The following is a 16,808-nucleotide window of genomic DNA, read 5'->3' as shown; positions in this document are numbered from 1 at the left end:
CCTTAGGGTTTGCGGGCGAAGACAAAAATCGCCGGGCGCAGCCAGTTGGGCGCGAAACGCTGGTGCAGGACGCCGAACCAGTAGGCGATGACGGAGAACGAGAGGTAGGAAGGTTCGGCTTCGTAGCCATAAGCGATGCCATCGAAACCTCGTTGTTTGATGGCATTGCGAAGCGCGGGAACGGTGTTGCAGCGGTAGTGCTTGGGGAACACGTCTTCCTCCAGGCGTTTTTCCTGGACCTTGCCAAGGACCTTCATGTGGAGGTTGGTGGGGATCAGTCGGGCGGCTAGCGTAAAGTAGTTCCAGCGGTTGGTGGTGCGCAGGGCGAGATGCCCGCCGGGTTTGAGCACACGGAAGGCTTCGGAGAAAAATTCGCTGGGGTTGGGAAGGTGTTCCATGACGAAGTCGGCCACCACGAAGTTGGCGGAGGCGTCTTCGAGGGGCCAGTTGGAGCCTTCAATCATGCGGACCTCGTCCATGAAGGGATTGGTCTGTGCAGCGGGATCGACATCAATGCCGATGACGGTCTTGACCTTGCCTTGGAAGATGCGCAGGTCGCGGCGCAGTTTCACCTGATCGTCCTGATACTCGGCGCGTCCGCAACCAACGTCGATCACGACGTCATTAGGTTGGAGGAGTGAATGAACCCGGGTGTAGAAGGCGATCGTGCCATCGACATCGGTGAAATTGCCAAACTTGCTTTCAGGATAAAAACGACCGCGGTAATTCATGGATAAGGTGAGTCAAAAAGCTTGCTTGGGAGATTGAATCGGAGGAGTGATTGAATAATGGGAGCTTATGCAAAAGCAAGTTTCAAACCAGATGATTCATGCATCGAATCAATGAAGGGCATGAGGTTGCTGAGTGTGATCTTTTCGGCGAATCCTGCTTCCGGTGGTCCGGTGGAATGGTTAAGGCAGTATCGGAGCCTATTTCAGAAGCAGGGTCATGTGGTGGATGTGGCATGCACGGATGCTCCCGGTGAGGAGTGGTTGGAGGGTTGGAATCCGCCGGTGAACGCCCTGGGACCGGCGAAAACGTCTTATCGTTATAGTGATAACCTGTTGCCTTGGTTGCGTGAGCATGCTGGCAAGTATGACCGAGTGATTGTGCATGGGGTGTGGCAGTATCACAGCTTTGCGGTGTGGCAGGCGTTACGCGGATCGGGCACGCCGTATCACGTATTCACGCATGGGATGCTGGATCCATGGTTCAAGCGAACTTATCCGCTGAAACACTTGAAGAAGTGGCTGTATTGGCCGTGGGCGGAGTATCGGGTGTTGCGGGATGCGACGTCAGTATTGTTCACCTGTGAAGAGGAGCGTCGGTTGGCGCGGGAATCGTTCTGGCTTTACCGATGTCGGGAGCAGGTGATCAATTATGGAACAAGTGCGCCGACGGGAGATGCAGTATTGCAAAAAGAGGCCTTTTTGCAGGCGTTTCCGGAGTGCGCAGGTCGTCGGTGTTTGATTTTTTTGGGTCGTATTCACGAGAAGAAGGGATGCGATCTTTTGCTGCGGGCTTTTGGGGAGTTGGCGTTGCGTGAACCCGATTGGCAGTTGGTGATGGCGGGGCCGTGCAAGGACGAGGAGTATTTGAAGGAGCTAAAAAGTCTTGAAGGGGAGCGGGTGACGTGGGCGGGAATGTTGACGGGGGATCTGAAGTGGGGGGCGTTGCATGCATCGGAGGCGTTTGTGTTGCCTTCGCATCAGGAAAATTTTGGAGTGGCGGTGGTGGAGGCGCTGGCGTGTGGAGTGCCGGTGTTGATCTCGGATCAGGTGAACATCTGGCGGGAGATTGTGGGCGATGGGGCTGGATTGGTGGCACCGGACACTTTGGAGGGGACGCGTCGGCTTCTGGAAGAATGGCTGGGGATGACGGTGGATGAGCGGACTCAGATGAAGGTTCGGGCGGTGAAGTGTTTTACGGAGAGGTTTGAAATCGGCCGGGCGACGGAGAGTTTTATGAAGGCGTTGCAGGAGGGGGCATCGAGATCATCATGACGCGGATGCGACAGGATTTGTTTGATGGCAGCAAGGGGTTGGATCGCGGTCGACCGAAGTGGCTGGAGGCGTGTTGGTATCTGGTGAAGTGCGTGTTTTTTCTGAGTCCGTTGCCCTGGCCATCAACCTGGCGGTGCCGTCTGCTGCGATGGTTTGGGGCGGACATTGGTGAGGGGGTGGTGATCAAGCCAAGAGTGAATGTGCATTTTCCTTGGAAGCTGGAGGTGGGGGCGCATAGCTGGTTGGGCGAGGAAGTGTTCCTGCTGAATTTTGAACCGATCCGCATTGGGGCGCATTGTTGCATTTCACAGCGCGCGTTTCTTTGCACCGGGAATCATGATTTTCGCGATCCTGCGTTCAGCTATCGGAATCGTCCGATCGTGGTGGAGGATGGAGTTTGGATTGGTGCCTGTGTCTGGGTGGCCCCTGGGGTGACGGTTGCCGAAGAGGCGGTGGTCACGGCGGGGTCGGTGGTGACCAATTCGTTGCCGTCTTCGATGGTTTGTTCGGGCAATCCTTGTGTGGCGGTGAAGGACAGGTGGAAAAAATGAGGCGCTACAGAGCAAGAAGGTGGTGAAATTTTAAGACTTGATGTGTGATGAGAGTGATTGTTTGTGGGATTAATTATGCTCCTGAGATGATTGGGATCGGGCCGTGCAATACGGCGCTTTGTGAGTGGCTGAAGGCGCAGGGTCACGATGTGGTGATGGTGACGGCGTTTCCCTATTATCCGTCGTGGAAAAAGCGGGAGGAAGACCGGGGCAGGTGGTCCAGCAAGGAGATGGTGAACGGGGTGGAGGTGCATCGTTGCTGGCATTATGTGCCGGAGCATCCAACGGTGGTGAAGCGCATGCTGCATGAGGCGTCGTTTGTGAAGACGTCTTTTTTGAAGCAGATGATGCTGCCTCGGGCGGATGTTTACATGGTGGTTTCCCCGCCGCTGGTGCTGGGGGTTTCCGCGTGGCTGGTGTCGCTCATGAAACGTGCGCCGTTTGTCTTTCATGTGCAGGATCTGCAGCCGGATGCGGCGGTGGCGTTGGGATTGTTGAAGCCGGGATGGCTGACGAAGATTCTTTATGGGCTTGAGAGCTTTGCGTATCGCTCGGCTGCCCGCGTAAGTGGCATCAGTGAGGCCATGACGGATGCTTATGTGGCCAAGGGGATTGCGAGGTCCAAGACGATTTGTTTTCCCAACAGCACGGTGATTCCACCCCTGGAGTCGTTGCCCGGGCGGGGGCATTTTCGGAAACGGCATGGGATTCGTGATGACGAATTTGTCGCGTTGTATTCGGGAAATCTGGGGGAGAAACAGGGGCTTGATGTGCTGGATGCGGTGGCTCGTATATTGAAGTCGGAGCGGATTCGAATCGTGATCTGCGGGGATGGAGCGAGGCGGTTGAAGCTGGAGGATGAGATGCTCAAGCAGGGGCTTAAAAATTTGCTGTTGTTGCCGTTGCAGCCTCGACGTGAGTATGAGGAGATGCTGGTGGATGCGGACGCCTGCATGATCACGCAACAACCGGGATCAGGTGCATGTTTTTTTCCGAGCAAGTTGCTCACAACGCTGGCTTTTGGTCGTGCAGTGGTGGCGGTGGCGGATGAAGAGAGCGTGCTATCGCGTGCGGTGCGGGAGGGGGGCTTCGGAGTGGTGGTGCCACCGAGGGATTCCGCTGCTTTGGTGGCAAAGCTGGAGGAGTTGGCGGCCAGTCCCGCTCAAGTAGAGGAGATGGGGCGCGTGGGGCGTCGATATGTGGAGCGTTTCGAAGCGGTCCAGGTGATGCCGCCATTTGAAGCGGCGTTGAAGGAGCTCTCCGGTGTTGACTGAAGGAGGCCCCGGTTCCGACGACTGTGAGCCGAAGAAGGCGTTCGCCGGTTAGTAGGCCGACTTGGGAGGCAGCACCATGTGGCGCATGGTGCGGAGGACGATCATCAGGTCAAGGGTGAGCGACCAGTTTTCCACGTAGTGGAGGTCCATGTCGATACGGGCGTTGATCTGGTCCTTGCACTTGGTTTCACCACGATGGCCACGCACCTGGGCAAGGCCGGTGATGCCGGGTTTGATGAAGGTGCGCACGTTGTAGTGGTTGACCTCTTCCATGAACCAGTCGTTGTGGGCGGGCAGGTGGGGACGTGGGCCGACGGCACTCATCTCGCCATTCAGCACATTGATGAACTGCGGCAACTCATCAAGGCTGAAGCGGCGAAGGAACCGCCCCAGAGGATAGACCCTGGCATCACCGCGGGTGGCTTGCTGATCCTGACTGCCGTCATGCACGTGCATGGTGCGGAATTTGATGATGGTGAAATCGCGGTTGTTGATGCCGGATCTGGTTTGACGGTGGAATACCGGGCCAGGGGATTGAATACGTTGCCCGAGCCAGACGAACACGCTGGTGATGGGAATGACGATAAACACGACAGGTATCGCGATGATGATGTCGAGCGCACGTTTCACGACTCGATTGAATGGACTTTCGAGTGGTTCGCGACGCAGGCCCATGAGGCAAAACTCATCGTGCTCGACCACAGCCACCGGACGACCGAGGTAATCGGAAAGGTCATTCACGATCAGAAGCCGAACTCCGTTGCGCTCACAGAGGTCGGCGATTTTGCGGCCCTCGTTTGACTGGGTGGAAAATTCGGTCAGGATCAAATGAGAGGGGCGCTCACGCAGAAGCACTTTTGCAAGGTCTTCCGGTTTGCCAAGCATACGGAGACAGGAGTCGTCTGGAACTTCGCCATCGGTTGGCACAATGCCGATGGTTTCAAACCCATAGAGCGCACGTCGGTCGGCCCAGATTTTGAGACGATCAGTGTGTTTGCTGGAACCCACAAACAGGATGCGGTGGCGGCGGGCAGTGTAGAAAGCGGCAGAGGCAAGGAGCCGGGGCAGGTATTTGTTGGTAATGAAGAGCGCAGAGTAGAGGAGGGGAATCCAGCTGAACAAAAAGGCGCGGGAAATCATGCTGTCCTTCACTGCAACGAGGTAGGCCATGAGGACCAAGGAGACGTTGGCGCATTGGCGGAGACTGATGCGTGAGTTGACCGCCATGTCCAGATAGAGAAGGTTGACGTCCTTGCGGTTGGACAACGCCAGATCGAGATAGTGGGCGAGCACTACGAGCAATGAATATTGGGCATAGCGGGCGTAGTCGGGCTGCACCGCTGAGGCACGCAGCTCGAAATGGAGACCGGCCCAACACCAGAAGATTATTAGTGACACCACCGCTTGTGCGGTCGCATGCAGCGTAGCCAATCCTCGTGCACGTTGTGAGATCATGAGTCCGTTGAGATTTGCTATGTGATCGCCCCGGGGGATAAGCAACATTAAGCGGATTCAGTGGATGTATTAGCCAAAGTGATGCAAAGATCAAGTGTAAGTAGCGCTTAAATGCGCATTTTTTGCTTGTTCAACCGCAAAAAATGCTGCGGCGCACGGAATTAGCGAGGGCCGTTTTGGGAAGGAAGCTAGAGAAAGCTGTTAATGAGGATAATCAGGCTCACACACTTCATAAGCCACTGGCATTGGAGATTGGCGGATGGCAGGTTCATCGGCCTTGGTGACCCCGATCGTCGGAAAAATGAGAAGTGGGGGAATTGATTTCTGAATTTCCTGCCAATGTTGGCGAAACGAAAATTTCAGGGGGTGTTCGTTCAATCAGTTTTGATAGAAACCGCCTTGAAATTCCTCTTGATTATAAAAAATGCGACGACTTGTCTCTTAAATTCTTGATATTTTAGATTGCTTAGGTAGTTTGATTTCAATAATCCTGAGCAATTTTTGGGATAAGTTAGGCCGATTTCGTTCTCATGAATCTGAAAAATCACACTATTGCTGTTTTGAAAGGCGGACCTGGCTCAGAGCGTGCGGTCTCGCTGAAATCAGCGGAGAGTGTGTCGGAAGCGTTGCAATCGCTTGGTGCAGAAGTGGTTGAAGTGGATGTTACCTCGACGGATGTGGTCGTTCCTGAGGGAGTTTTGGTGGCGGTGAACATGATTCACGGCACATTTGGTGAAGATGGGCAATTACAGGAGGCTTTAGAAAAACAAGGCGTTGCCTACACTGGCGCCGGGGTGGAGTCGAGCCGTGTGGCGTTCGATAAACTGCTGAGCAAAGAGAAGTTTTTGGCGGCTGGAGTGCCGACGCCGCGCAGTCAGACCTTAAAATTGAATGGCAGCGATGAGTTGAAACTGTCGTTGCCGTTGGTGGTGAAACCGCCGCGTGAGGGGTCGAGTGTGGGTGTGCATTTAGTGCGCACGGAAGACGAGCTGGCGGTGGCATTGGACGACGCGAAGCGCTTTGGAGACGAAACGCTGGTCGAAGAATTGATCGACGGTAAAGAGCTGACAGTCGGTGTGCTCGGCGAGCAGGTGCTGCCAGTGATTCATATTGAGCCGGTGAGCGGTTTTTACGACATCAATAACAAATATCCCTGGATGGGTGGCACGGGCAAAACGCTTTATCATTGTCCAGCAGACCTTGATGAGGCGACCACAGCGCGGGTGCAGTCGGCTGCGCTGGCGGCGATGAGATCCATTGGGATTGAAGTTTATGGCCGGGTGGATGTGATCCTGCGCGAAGACGGCGAGCCGTTTGTGCTGGAGGTGAACACAATCCCCGGGATGACGGTGAGCAGTCTGCTGCCCAAGGCCGCGCTTGCGGCCGGGATTGAGTTTCCACAGTTGATGGAGCGAATTGTTGAATTGTCCCTTCAGGCACGGGGTGCCAGGGAGGTAACTTTGGCTTAACCATGTTCTTTTCCGGCAACATTCGTCGCAAGACCAAAAAGGTGCAGGGCAACTTCGTTTTCCGTCGCAAGAAAGCGAAGGTGACACGTCTGGAGGTGCGGCATCGCATGGAGCTGAACCCGGAGACGGATGCCACGCGGCGTCAGAAGCGTCTGCGCACGGCAGGTGCGGGCGTTAAGGTGGCGGCGGGATTGCTGTTTGTGATGGGACTGTTTAGCGCCGGGGTGATTGTGGTGAAGCAGGCCTTCATGGAGAACGAAAGGTTTCAGTTGAAACACATTTCGGTGGTGACGGATGGAGCGGCGGGTTTGTCTGCGGGTCAGATCGTGGAGGCTTCCGGTCTTCATGAGGGGGTGAACATGCTGTCGGTTTCGCTCGTGCGGGTGAAGGAGCAGCTCACGGCGCTGCCGCAGGTGAAGTCGGCGAAAGTGACTCGCGGATATCCCGGCATTGTGTTTCTTGAGGTGATGCAACGCACGCCGGTGGCCTGGTTGGAGTGCAAAGGGAAGAATGTCGATGCCAAAGTGGCGGGTCGGGGTTGTCTGCTTGATGCGGAAGGATTTGTGGTGCCCAGTGGTGAGTTGTCGGATGAGCAGCGGGCTTTGCCGGTGATTGAGGTGGCGGATGTGGGACGCTTGATTCCGGGTCAGGGCATTGATTCGCCTGATGTGCTGGCGGCTTTAAACTTTATCCAACAGCATCATGTCACCGGGCTGAGTCATTTGATCCGTTTGAAGCGGGTGGATGCTTCGCGAGCCTATGCATTCAAGGCGGTTTTTGAGAATCAGGTGACTGCGGTTTTTCCACGTCACGATTTGCAGGACCAGATGCAGCGCATGGCGCGAATTGTTGAGCTGTCTGAAGAGAAGGACTGGAATCTGGCGAGCGTGAATCTTTTGGTGCAGCTCAATGTTCCGGTGACTTTTCATGATGGCTCGGTGGTGAATGATCCTCTGCACAAACCGGCGTTGCGTCGGGAAACGCTGGCTCGCAGCAACTGAACCTTAAGCGGCTTTCCTCTCAACCAAATCCCAAGACTCCAACCTTCTCGATTGAAACACCATGGCTCGTAGCACTATTTATGCGGGACTAGAAATAGGCACTTCCAAGATCTGCGTCGTTGTTGGCGAAGTGAAGAAGGATGGTGCCATCAAGATTCTTGGCGTTGGCCAGGCTCCTTCGCGCGGCATTCGCAAAGGGGAGATCGTGGATTTTGACATTGCGCAGACTTGTTTGAACGATGCGTTGCTGCGTGCGGAGGACCGCAGCGATGTGATGATCCGCAACGTGTTTCTTGGAGTGACAGGTTCGCACATTGAGAGTCTGAATCATGCGGGGGTGTATCGTCTGCCGCCGGATCAGAATCAGATCACGGAAGACGATTTGGAAGACGTGCGGGAGATTGCCTGCAACGTGGACATTCCACAGAATCATGTTTTTCTCCATCGCATTGCGCGCAAGTATGGCGTGGATGGACAGGAGCAGGTGCGGTCGTTGATTGGTCGCACGGCGGAACGATTGGATGCGGAGTTTCACATCATTCACGGGGTGCGCAGCCGGGTGCAGAATTCGATCCGACTGGTGCGTCAGGTTCCCTTGGAGGTGGAGGATGCGGTGTTTCTTCCGCTGGCGGCAGCGCAGGTGGTGCTCACCAAGGAAGCGAAGCAGCATGGGGCTTTGATGATCGATTTCGGCGGTGGCACGGCAGATTACGTGCTGTATGCGGAGGGCATGCTGACGGCGTCGGGTTCGGTGCCGCTGGGGGGGGATCACATTACCAATGACATTTCCCTTTGTTTCCAGATTCCGCATGCAAGGGCGGAGCGTTTGAAGGTGGAAGAGGGATCGGCGGCTGATGTCGAGCTTGAGCCTGGGGAGATGATTCGTGTGGACGATGAGAACGGCATGTTTGTCGGAGAGATTGAGCGTGCCTTGTTGAATGAAGTGATTCACATGCGGACGCGTGAGATTCTTGAGCAGGTCTATGAACGCTGCGCTCCGCACATGGGCCGACTTGGTGCAGGGGTTTATTTGACCGGTGGGGTGAGCCAGATGCGCGGCATTGATCAGGTGGCGAAAGATGTGTTTGGGGTGCGTATCACTCGTTCGGGCTCTTCGGCCTCGGGCGGGGTGGCGGCAACTTATGAAAATCCTTGTTATTCCGCACCTATCGGACTGATCCGCTACGCGCAGCTGATGGATGCTGAAAAACCGTGGCTTTCTCCGCTTGCCAAGTTGGGGCGTCGCATGGCAGAAGTGTTCAGCACCTGGACTTTCTAAGTTCGTCACGATTTATTGGTTCACTCAACTCTTTTTGGATCCCTCAACCACCCTCAACCCCGCACTCCTATGGTAGAATTCGACCGCACCCTTGAACGCGAGCCCGCACCGGCCGACAACTTGAAGATCTGCGTGGTAGGCATTGGTGGCGGTGGCCTCAATGTCCTGGATCGCATCTCACTGGACCGGATGCTGGATGCCACGGTGGTGGCGATGCATACGGATGTGAGGGTGCTGACCCATTCGATGTCGGCGGCAAAGATTCAACTGGGTGCTGAAATCATGCGCGGCATTGGCAGTGGTGGCGATCCTGAACTGGGGCGCGAGGCGGCGATCGCTTCGAGGGAAAAAATTCGCGCGGTGGTGAGCGGCCACAACATGGTGTTTATCTGTTGTGGTCTCGGTGGTGGCACCGGTTCGGGTGCGGCCCCGGTGGTGGCGCGCATTGCGAAGGAGAGCGGGGCGCTGGTGTTTGTGTTTGCGACCACGCCGTTTGTGTTTGAAGGGCGTCGTCGGCTTAAACAGGCGGAGACCGCGATGGACGAATTGCAGGGGCATGTTGACGCGTTGATTCTGTTTGAGAACAACCGCATGGGCGAACTGGTGCTGCCGAAAGAAGGCATTCAGAAAGCGTTCAGTCAGGCGGACCAGTTGATTGGTCACAGCCTCCGTGCGATTGCGACGATGGTGACGCAACCGGGGATTGTTCGTATGGGGCTGGCCGATCTGATGACGGCGTTGAACAGTCCGAATGCGCGTTGTTTGTTTGGATTTGGTGAGGCCCGAGGGGCGAACCGGGTGGCGGATGCGTTGAAGCGTTCGTTGAAGAGTCCATTGGTGAACCAGGGGCAGTTGTTGCAGAATGCGCGCAACCTTCTGGTGCATGTCGCTGGCGGCGAGAGCCTGACGCTTTCGGAAGTCGAAGCATTGATGAAGCAACTGAGCAAATGTGTGCCGGAGAGCACGCAGATCATGTTCGGGTTGGCCGTTGATCCGCGCATGGGCGATGCCATTTCGGTGACTCTGGTGAGCTCGCTGAGTGCGCAGGAGATGTCAACCGAGTCGGATGCTGGGCAGAAGGAGTTGAAGCAACCACAGCCGCAGCCTGAGAGGAATGAGAATCACGCTCCCGCGCTGCCTTTCGAGACGGAAAAAGCGGCTGTTGAGGCAGAGGTGAAGCGTGAAGAAGCGCCTGAAGCACCTGCGTTGCCAATGGCGGAGTCGAAGGTTGAAGCTGAGGTTGAGGTGAAGCAGGAACCGGCGGTGGTGATTGCTCCGGTGGCAGTCGCGGTTGCGCCAGCTCCTGCTCCTGTTCCTGCTCCAGTTGCAGCGGTAGAGCCAACACCCGCACCTGCGCCTGCACCTGCTCCCAAGTTTGAGGTGGTGACGTCGGCAATGGTCGAGCGTGATCTTTTCGGAGCTGAATTGGTGGAGTCGGTTGCCCCGGCAACGGAACCCAAACCGCAGCAGGCGGTGGTCAGCACCACGCATGCGCAGGTGCGGATCACCATTCCAAAACAGGTGGCCGAAAAGGAGCCAGCGGTGGAAGAACCGGTGACCCCCAAGATGGAAGCCCATGTGGTTGAGCCTCCTCCTGCTCCTGTGGTGGAAAGCCAGGTGCAGGCGGCACCTGTCGTGCAGCAGTCGGTGGTCGCACCTGCTGCGCCAGCAAAATCGATTTTCTCGGTGATCGACAACGCTGATGACGACGATGATGATGAGGAGGAGGAAGATCAGCAGGGCCATGAAGCTGATCTTGAGGACAGCGACACCCCCTGGGCAGACAAGTATGCTCACCCTCCCAAACCAGCAGCGGCGGCTCCGACGGCAGAGGGGCGGGGGCGTGAACCCGCCATGGCATCGGCAGCCCCGATTCAGGGGGCGGGAACCCCTGCGGGTTTCAAACAGGGCAATTTTAATCTGAATCAAGACGAAGCCGGGCGGTTCAAGGGAACCACCAAGACCATCGTTGAAGGAGAAGATCTTGATGTGCCGACCTGGATGCGTTTGAAGCAGAAGCGCAGCTAGGTTGGGCAGGCTAACGAAATAGAAAAATTTAAAGGCGGAGCAGCGATGCTCCGCTTTTTTGTTTAGACGTGGCCCGGTGAGTTATCGGTGGTTTTGGAATTCTCTTTAACCACAGATGGACACAGATAAACACAGATAGCTTCTTTGAATCGTGTGCGTTCGTGTTGAGGGGTTGGTTCGTTTCTATTGGTGATGCAGAAGCTGGATGTGATTGAGGTGCGTTATGACCGGGGGATTTTCCTGCCGGAACTGGATCTGTGGCTCGATCCCCAAATGGGGAAAGATCGGGCGTTTGTTTCGCATGCGCACAGCGATCATTTTGCCCGGCATGGGTGGACCTTGTGCAGTCCGGTGACAGGGATGCTGAGTCGGAGTCGGTATGGGGAGGGGTCGTTGGAAGTGGCGTTGATGCCGGATTGGAAAGAGGTGGTGGTGGAGCGCGGATTTGAGCTGAGGTTGCTGCCGGCGGGGCATATCCTCGGCTCGGCGATGTTGCATATGACGCGCTTGCGCGATGGAGCGACGCTGCTATACACGGGGGACTTTAAGATGAGGGTGGGGCTGTCCTCCGAGCAGGCGGAGTTGATCAAGGCGGATACGTTGATCATGGAGACGACGTTTGGATTGCCGATGTATCGCTTTCCAGCGTCGGAGAAAGTGATCGCATCGGTGGTGGCGTTTGTGCAGGAGACGATTGAGGATCGGGGGATTCCGGTGCTGTTGGGGTATTCTCTGGGCAAGGCGCAGGAGGTGCTGGCGGCGCTGAATGGGGCGGGGGTGCCGGTGATGTTGCACGCGTCGATGGTGAAGCTGACGAAGGTGTATGAGGAGTTGGGGTATGAGCTGCCGGGATGGCGGGTTTTTAAGGCGGATGAGGCAGCGGGCCATGCTTTGATTTTTCCGCCGAGCGCGGCGCGTTCGCTGGTCGTGAAGAAATTAAAGGTCTGTCGGACAGCGATGTTGAGCGGGTGGGCATTGACGCCGGGGGCGAAGTTTCGGTATCAGGTGGATGAGGTTTTTCCGTTGAGTGATCATGCGGATTATGGGGAGTTGCTGGATTGTGTGGAAAGGGTGAGGCCGAAGCTGGTTTACACGGTGCATGGATCGACCACGGAGTTTGCGCGGGATTTGAGGGAGAGGGGAGTGGAGGCGTGGTCGTTGATTGCGAGCAATCAGTTGGAGCTGGGATTGGGAGGCGAGGTGAAGAAGGAAGATGAGGTGGGGAAGGTGGTGGAGCAGGTTGAGGGAGAAATGGCGGTGGATGCATTTGCGGCTTGGGCGATGGTTTGTGAGCGGGTTTCGGCGCAGTCGTCACGGTTGAAGAAGCAGGAGTTGCTGGCGGAGTATTTGCAGAAGCTGCCGGAGAGCGAAGTAGAGCGGGCGGTGAGGTGGTTTGCGGCGATCTTGGATGATCCGACCTTGCAGGCCCCGCCGTTGCAGACGGGATGGGCGACGATCCGGCAGGCGTTGTTGGGTGTGAGCGGAATGCGTGAGGCGGAATACCGGCAGATTGCACGTTCGCAGAATGACACGGGTCGGACGGCGTTTTTGGTCTTGCAGAGGCGGGAGGGAGTCAATGATTCGGGCGGGGTGGCTTTGACTGATGTGGCGGGGGTTTTTGTGAGGTTGCGTGAGGCTCGTGGACCGGTGGCGAAGGCGTCAGTGCTGAAAGAGGGTTTGATGGGAATGTCAGCGCTGGAGGGGAGTTATGTGGTGCGGCTTCTGACGGGGGAGTTAAGGATTGGATCGCGCGAGGGATTGATTGAAGAGGCGGTGGCGCGGGCATTTGGGTGCGCGGGTGAGGAGGTTCGTGAGGCGGCGATGTTGAGCGGCGACATTGGCCGGGCGGCGTTGCTGGCGAAGGGCGGTCGATTGAAGGATGCGCAGCCGGTCTTGTTTGTGCCGGTCAAGGTGATGCTGGCGAGTCCTGAGGAGACGGCCGAGGCGATTTGGGATCGGCTGGGAGCGGGGGTGGACCGGGGATCGGTGTGGCTGGAGGACAAGTTTGATGGGATTCGTGCGCAGGTGCATGTGGGGGCGGGACGGGTGGAGATTTTTACACGTGATTTGAAGTTGGTGACGGGTCAGTTTCCAGAGATCGCGGAGGCGGCGTTGAAGATGAAGGATGAGGTGATGGTGGACGGGGAGATCATCGCTTTTGCAGATGACAAGAAGCTGACGTTTCATGATTTGCAGCGTCGCTTGGGAAGGAAGTCGCAGGGGGATCTTTTTGTGCCCTCGGACATCACCGTGAAGTATGTGGTGTTTGATATGATGTGGCGAAATGGCGTGAGCTTTTTGCAGGAGCCGTTGGAGAAGCGCAGGGGGCAGTTGGAGGCGCTTGTGTTGCCGTCGTTGTGGCAGCGAATTGCCTTGATGGAGGCAGGTTCATCGGAGGCGGTGGAAGAGGCGTTTCATGCGGCGCGTCGGGCGGGAAATGAGGGGTTGATTGCGAAAGACCGGAACAGTTTTTACACGCCGGGAAGGCGCGGGAAGACGTGGTTGAAGTTGAAAAAGGCCTTTTCGACGTTGGATGTGGTGGTCGTGAAGGTGGAGCAGGGGCATGGCAAGCGCAGTCATGTGTTGAGCGACTACACCTTTGCAGTGCGGGACGAGCGGGGCGCTTTGCGGGTGATTGGGAAAGCGTATTCCGGTCTGACCGATGCGGAGATTGAGGAATTAACGGCAGTGTTTGTGGAAGACACAATCTCGCAGAAGGGAAATGTGCGGACGGTGACGCCGCGGGTGGTGTTGGAGATCGCGTTTGATTCGATCCAGGAGAGCAAGCGGCACGACAGCGGCCTGGCTCTACGGTTTCCGAGGATCAAGGCGATCCGAACGGACAAGGGGGTGGAGGAGATTGATTCGCTGGAGTATGCGCGAAAGCTGGCGGGAGCGGGTTAAAGAAATGACGAATGAAGGGCTATTTGTCTGGGAATGTGGTTAGGGTGGAAAGGTGATCGGCTTCGGTGTTGTGGTATAGAAGCAGGGATTTCAGTGAGATGTATTCTTCGCGGGAGATGATTTTAGGAAGGATGGACCGTGTATCGTGGGTGTCGAGAAGGTGCCCGCAGAATCCGATGGCAGCGGCGGTTTGAATGTTCGGATTAGGGTGGCGAAGACACCATTGAGAGTAATGCCAGAAGCGCGTAAGGAGGTCAATGTTTGGAGGCGATTCGGTGCACAAGCGGGAAAAATGGGATTGTAGTTCTGTCCACAAATACATCGGGTTGTCGATGACCGGGCTGGCAATGGTGGATTGCAGTTCGGGCAGATATTCTGAAGCTTTGCGTCGCCACGCGCTCATGAGATAAGGCTAATATTGGGGAGGGTTTTTGCAATACAGATGAGCGGGACGTTGCATGCGGGCGGTCTTTGGGTAGGCTGGGGGTTCTCATGCCCCGATATATTGTCACCATTGGTCTCGAAGTTCATGCGCAGCTGAATACGCGCAGCAAGATGTATTGTGCTTGTCCGGTGGAGTATGGGGCCGAGCCGAATACGATGACTTGTCCGGTTTGTTTGGGGTTGCCGGGGGCGTTGCCGGTGCTGAATTTGGCGGCGATTGAGAAAACGATTTTGACGGGGTTGATGCTGGGATGTTCGACGCCGGAAATCAGCAAATGGGATCGGAAGAACTATTTTTATCCGGACATGCCGAAGAATTATCAGTTGAGTCAGTTTGATCTGCCGCTGTGTTTGGGAGGCGGGGTGCCGTTGTATGATCTGGCTTATCCGAAAGACTGGCAGAAGCGCATTGAGAATCCCGGCAAGGTGGTGAAGCTGACACGGATTCATCTTGAGGAGGATGTGGGCAAGAGCACGCACACGGCGGCGGGGACGTTGGTGGATTTTAACCGCGCGGGGACGCCGTTGATGGAGATCGTGAGTGATCCGGATCTGGATTCAGCGGAGGAGACGGTGGCTTATTTAAACAGCCTGCGGCAGATTTTGATTTATGGCGGGGGGGGGGGTGCGGGCATGGGGAAGGGGGAGATGCGCTGTGATGTGAACATCAGTTTGCGGCCGGAGGGGCAGATGGAGTTGGGGGCGAAGATTGAGTTGAAGAATTTGAACTCGGTATCAGCGGTGCGTCGGGCGATTCATTTCGAGATTGAGCGGCAGACGGAAGCTCTCGACAAGGGCGAGAAACTGGTGCAGAGCACGCGTCGTTGGGATGACGACCGCGGGGAGACGCAGTTGATGCGGACGAAGGAGGATGCGCATGATTACCGGTATTTGCCTGATCCGGATTTGCTGCCGATCCGCACGTTGCCGATTGTTGAGCGGATGCGGGTTTTGGTGCCGGAGTTGCCGCATCAGAAGCGGGAGCGGTTTGAGCAGGAGTATGCGGTGAGTGCTTATGATGCGGGGGTGCTGGCGAGTGATCTTGGTCTGGCGGACTGGTTTGAGAGATCAGCGGGAACGGACGCGAAGGTTCCGGCCAAGAAGGTGGCGAACTGGGTGATCAATGAGCTGTTGGGCAAGTTGAACGAGGCGGGGTCGACATTGACGGAGAGTCGGGTGACGCCGGGGGCGTTGAATGAGCTGGTGGGCGCGGTGGAATCGGGCAAGATTTCCAACAATCAGGCGAAGGAAGTGTTTGCGGAGATGTTTGAGAGTGGGGATGCGCCGGGGTCAATCATCAAGGCGAAGGGATTTGAGCAGGTGAGTGACACCGGGGCGCTGGAGGCGTTGTGTGATCAGGTGATTGCAGCGAATCCGGACAAGGTGGCGGAGTTCAAGTCGGGGAATGAGAAGATGCTGAACTGGATGACGGGTCAGATCATGAAGTCGAGTGGTGGCAAGGCGAATCCGAAGGTGGTGGGGGAGCTGTTGAGAGGGAAGCTGGGGTGAGGCGCGGGCGATTTGATTGATGGATGGCTAGCATCTCAAGGCTCGGGACGAGTCTTCTACTTTTTGAGCGGGCAGGGTTCGTTGTAGAAGCGCTCGTAGAAGGCTTTTCTGCGGGCTTGATCGGTCAGTTCTGGTGGCAGGGTGGACCAGACGAGTTGCCGGGCGGTTGCCAACATGTCCATTCCCATGAGCATGCGCTCGCTTGGCGTTTTTTGCATCATGCGGTGGAAGATCAGCGCATTGATTTTTGGGGCCGTGTCCTTTACGGAGAAACCCGTGTCAGCATATCTGTCAGGTTCAATTTGGCTGACCATTCGTTGAGATTGTGCATGTCGCAGCCGGTTGCAATGAGGTTCTCGACGTCGAGATTTTGATCACTTGTGTGAACTCTTAGAATGATCTGTGCAGGTGCACAATTGGCGGTTCTGTGTCTGGTGGAGGTGGCGGATGTGAGGCACTGTGGCAGATGATTCACTTGTCTACTTTTCCGCTGAAAATTGCGGCTATTGGTGCGTTGATCGGATTGTTGGTCTTTGGATGGTTTTTGATCAGGAACCACGAAAGCTGGTTTGGGATGAAGTCGCCGGGGAGGATGGAGACTAGCGGGGAACGGGGTTACACGAAGATGCAGGTGTTTGTGTGCTGGGCGCTCTCGGTGAAGCTGATGATTACGATGATTTTTATTCTTTGAGGGGTGGGGAGGGTTGGGGGCGGGGAGACGTTCGGGATGACAGGCAAAATGCCTGTCACAGCCACAGGCTGCAAGCCCATAAGCATATACCTAAAGGTTGAAGTATGCATTGAGCTGGCTATGTTGGCTGATGCAACCGCGAACTTTGGTCGAGGATGAGTGGGAGGTGCTGCGGCACTTTCTTCCTGAAAACTTGGATG

Annotated in this window: 14 protein-coding genes; 9 read left to right on the top strand and 5 right to left on the bottom strand. The window is 56.2% G+C overall.

Annotated features, from left to right (window positions below; all coding sequences use genetic code 11):
- Positions 1-2: 2 nt before the first annotated feature.
- The gene (locus FEM03_RS22670; protein WP_138088605.1) at positions 3-731 is read right to left on the bottom strand and encodes a class I SAM-dependent methyltransferase; all 729 of its coding nucleotides are present in this window, start codon (positions 729-731) and stop codon (positions 3-5) included.
- A gap of 120 nt (positions 732-851) precedes the next feature.
- On the opposite strand from FEM03_RS22670, the gene FEM03_RS22665 reads away from it, so the two are divergent.
- The 3 genes from FEM03_RS22665 to FEM03_RS22655 are packed head-to-tail and all read left to right on the top strand — an operon-like array spanning position 852 to position 3,828.
- A complete protein-coding gene (locus FEM03_RS22665) occupies positions 852-2,003 on the top strand; it encodes a glycosyltransferase (protein ID WP_138088604.1) in 1,152 nt (383 codons plus the stop codon).
- Positions 2,000-2,554, top strand: a complete 555-nt coding sequence (locus FEM03_RS22660; protein WP_138088603.1) for a WcaF family extracellular polysaccharide biosynthesis acetyltransferase — start codon at positions 2,000-2,002, stop codon at positions 2,552-2,554. Before FEM03_RS22665 ends, FEM03_RS22660 begins: the two co-directional genes overlap by 4 nt.
- A gap of 47 nt (positions 2,555-2,601) precedes the next feature.
- Complete coding sequence (locus FEM03_RS22655; RefSeq protein WP_138088602.1) at positions 2,602-3,828, top strand: WcaI family glycosyltransferase; 1,227 nt, start codon at positions 2,602-2,604, stop codon at positions 3,826-3,828.
- Between the two features lie 48 nt (positions 3,829-3,876).
- Here the strand turns inward: FEM03_RS22655 and FEM03_RS22650 are convergent, their stop codons facing one another.
- Positions 3,877-5,283, bottom strand: a complete 1,407-nt coding sequence (locus FEM03_RS22650) for an exopolysaccharide biosynthesis polyprenyl glycosylphosphotransferase (protein WP_166443082.1) — start codon at positions 5,281-5,283, stop codon at positions 3,877-3,879.
- A gap of 530 nt (positions 5,284-5,813) precedes the next feature.
- Between FEM03_RS22650 and FEM03_RS22645 the strand changes: the two genes are divergently transcribed.
- From FEM03_RS22645 to FEM03_RS22625, 5 genes are all read left to right on the top strand, one after another.
- Positions 5,814-6,752, top strand: a complete 939-nt coding sequence (locus FEM03_RS22645; protein ID WP_138088600.1) for a D-alanine--D-alanine ligase family protein — start codon at positions 5,814-5,816, stop codon at positions 6,750-6,752.
- A gap of 2 nt (positions 6,753-6,754) precedes the next feature.
- Complete coding sequence (locus tag FEM03_RS22640) at positions 6,755-7,753, top strand: cell division protein FtsQ/DivIB (RefSeq protein WP_138088599.1); 999 nt, start codon at positions 6,755-6,757, stop codon at positions 7,751-7,753.
- Positions 7,754-7,814: 61 nt separating this feature from the next.
- The gene (gene ftsA, locus FEM03_RS22635; RefSeq protein ID WP_138088598.1) at positions 7,815-9,032 is read left to right on the top strand and encodes a cell division protein FtsA; all 1,218 of its coding nucleotides are present in this window, start codon (positions 7,815-7,817) and stop codon (positions 9,030-9,032) included.
- 69 nt (positions 9,033-9,101) lie between these two features.
- Positions 9,102-11,060 (top strand): cell division protein FtsZ, encoded by a 1,959-nt coding sequence (locus FEM03_RS22630; RefSeq protein WP_138088597.1) that lies wholly within the window; start codon positions 9,102-9,104, stop codon positions 11,058-11,060.
- Between the two features lie 192 nt (positions 11,061-11,252).
- Positions 11,253-13,964, top strand: a complete 2,712-nt coding sequence (locus FEM03_RS22625; protein ID WP_206171113.1) for an ATP-dependent DNA ligase — start codon at positions 11,253-11,255, stop codon at positions 13,962-13,964.
- A 19-nt stretch (positions 13,965-13,983) separates the two neighbouring features.
- Here FEM03_RS22625 and FEM03_RS22620 read toward each other — a convergent pair whose 3' ends face one another.
- Positions 13,984-14,367 (bottom strand): hypothetical protein, encoded by a 384-nt coding sequence (locus FEM03_RS22620; protein WP_138088596.1) that lies wholly within the window; start codon positions 14,365-14,367, stop codon positions 13,984-13,986.
- Positions 14,368-14,456: 89 nt separating this feature from the next.
- On the opposite strand from FEM03_RS22620, the gene gatB reads away from it, so the two are divergent.
- Positions 14,457-15,917 (top strand): Asp-tRNA(Asn)/Glu-tRNA(Gln) amidotransferase subunit GatB, encoded by a 1,461-nt coding sequence (gene gatB, locus FEM03_RS22615; RefSeq protein WP_138088595.1) that lies wholly within the window; start codon positions 14,457-14,459, stop codon positions 15,915-15,917.
- Between the two features lie 56 nt (positions 15,918-15,973).
- On the opposite strand, the gene FEM03_RS22610 is transcribed toward gatB, so the two are convergent.
- Both FEM03_RS22610 and FEM03_RS24865 read right to left on the bottom strand, forming a co-directional pair.
- Positions 15,974-16,231, bottom strand: coding sequence for a hypothetical protein (locus tag FEM03_RS22610; protein WP_138088594.1), 258 nt, complete (start codon positions 16,229-16,231; stop codon positions 15,974-15,976).
- Between the two features lie 301 nt (positions 16,232-16,532).
- A partial coding sequence (locus FEM03_RS24865; protein ID WP_206171112.1) for a hypothetical protein occupies positions 16,533-16,808 on the bottom strand: 276 nt, incomplete at its 5' end.

Source organism: Phragmitibacter flavus (genome assembly GCF_005780165.1).
GTDB classification, from domain to species: Bacteria; Verrucomicrobiota; Verrucomicrobiia; order Verrucomicrobiales; family Verrucomicrobiaceae; genus Phragmitibacter; species Phragmitibacter flavus.
This window is presented reverse-complemented; position numbering and strand designations above follow the sequence as displayed.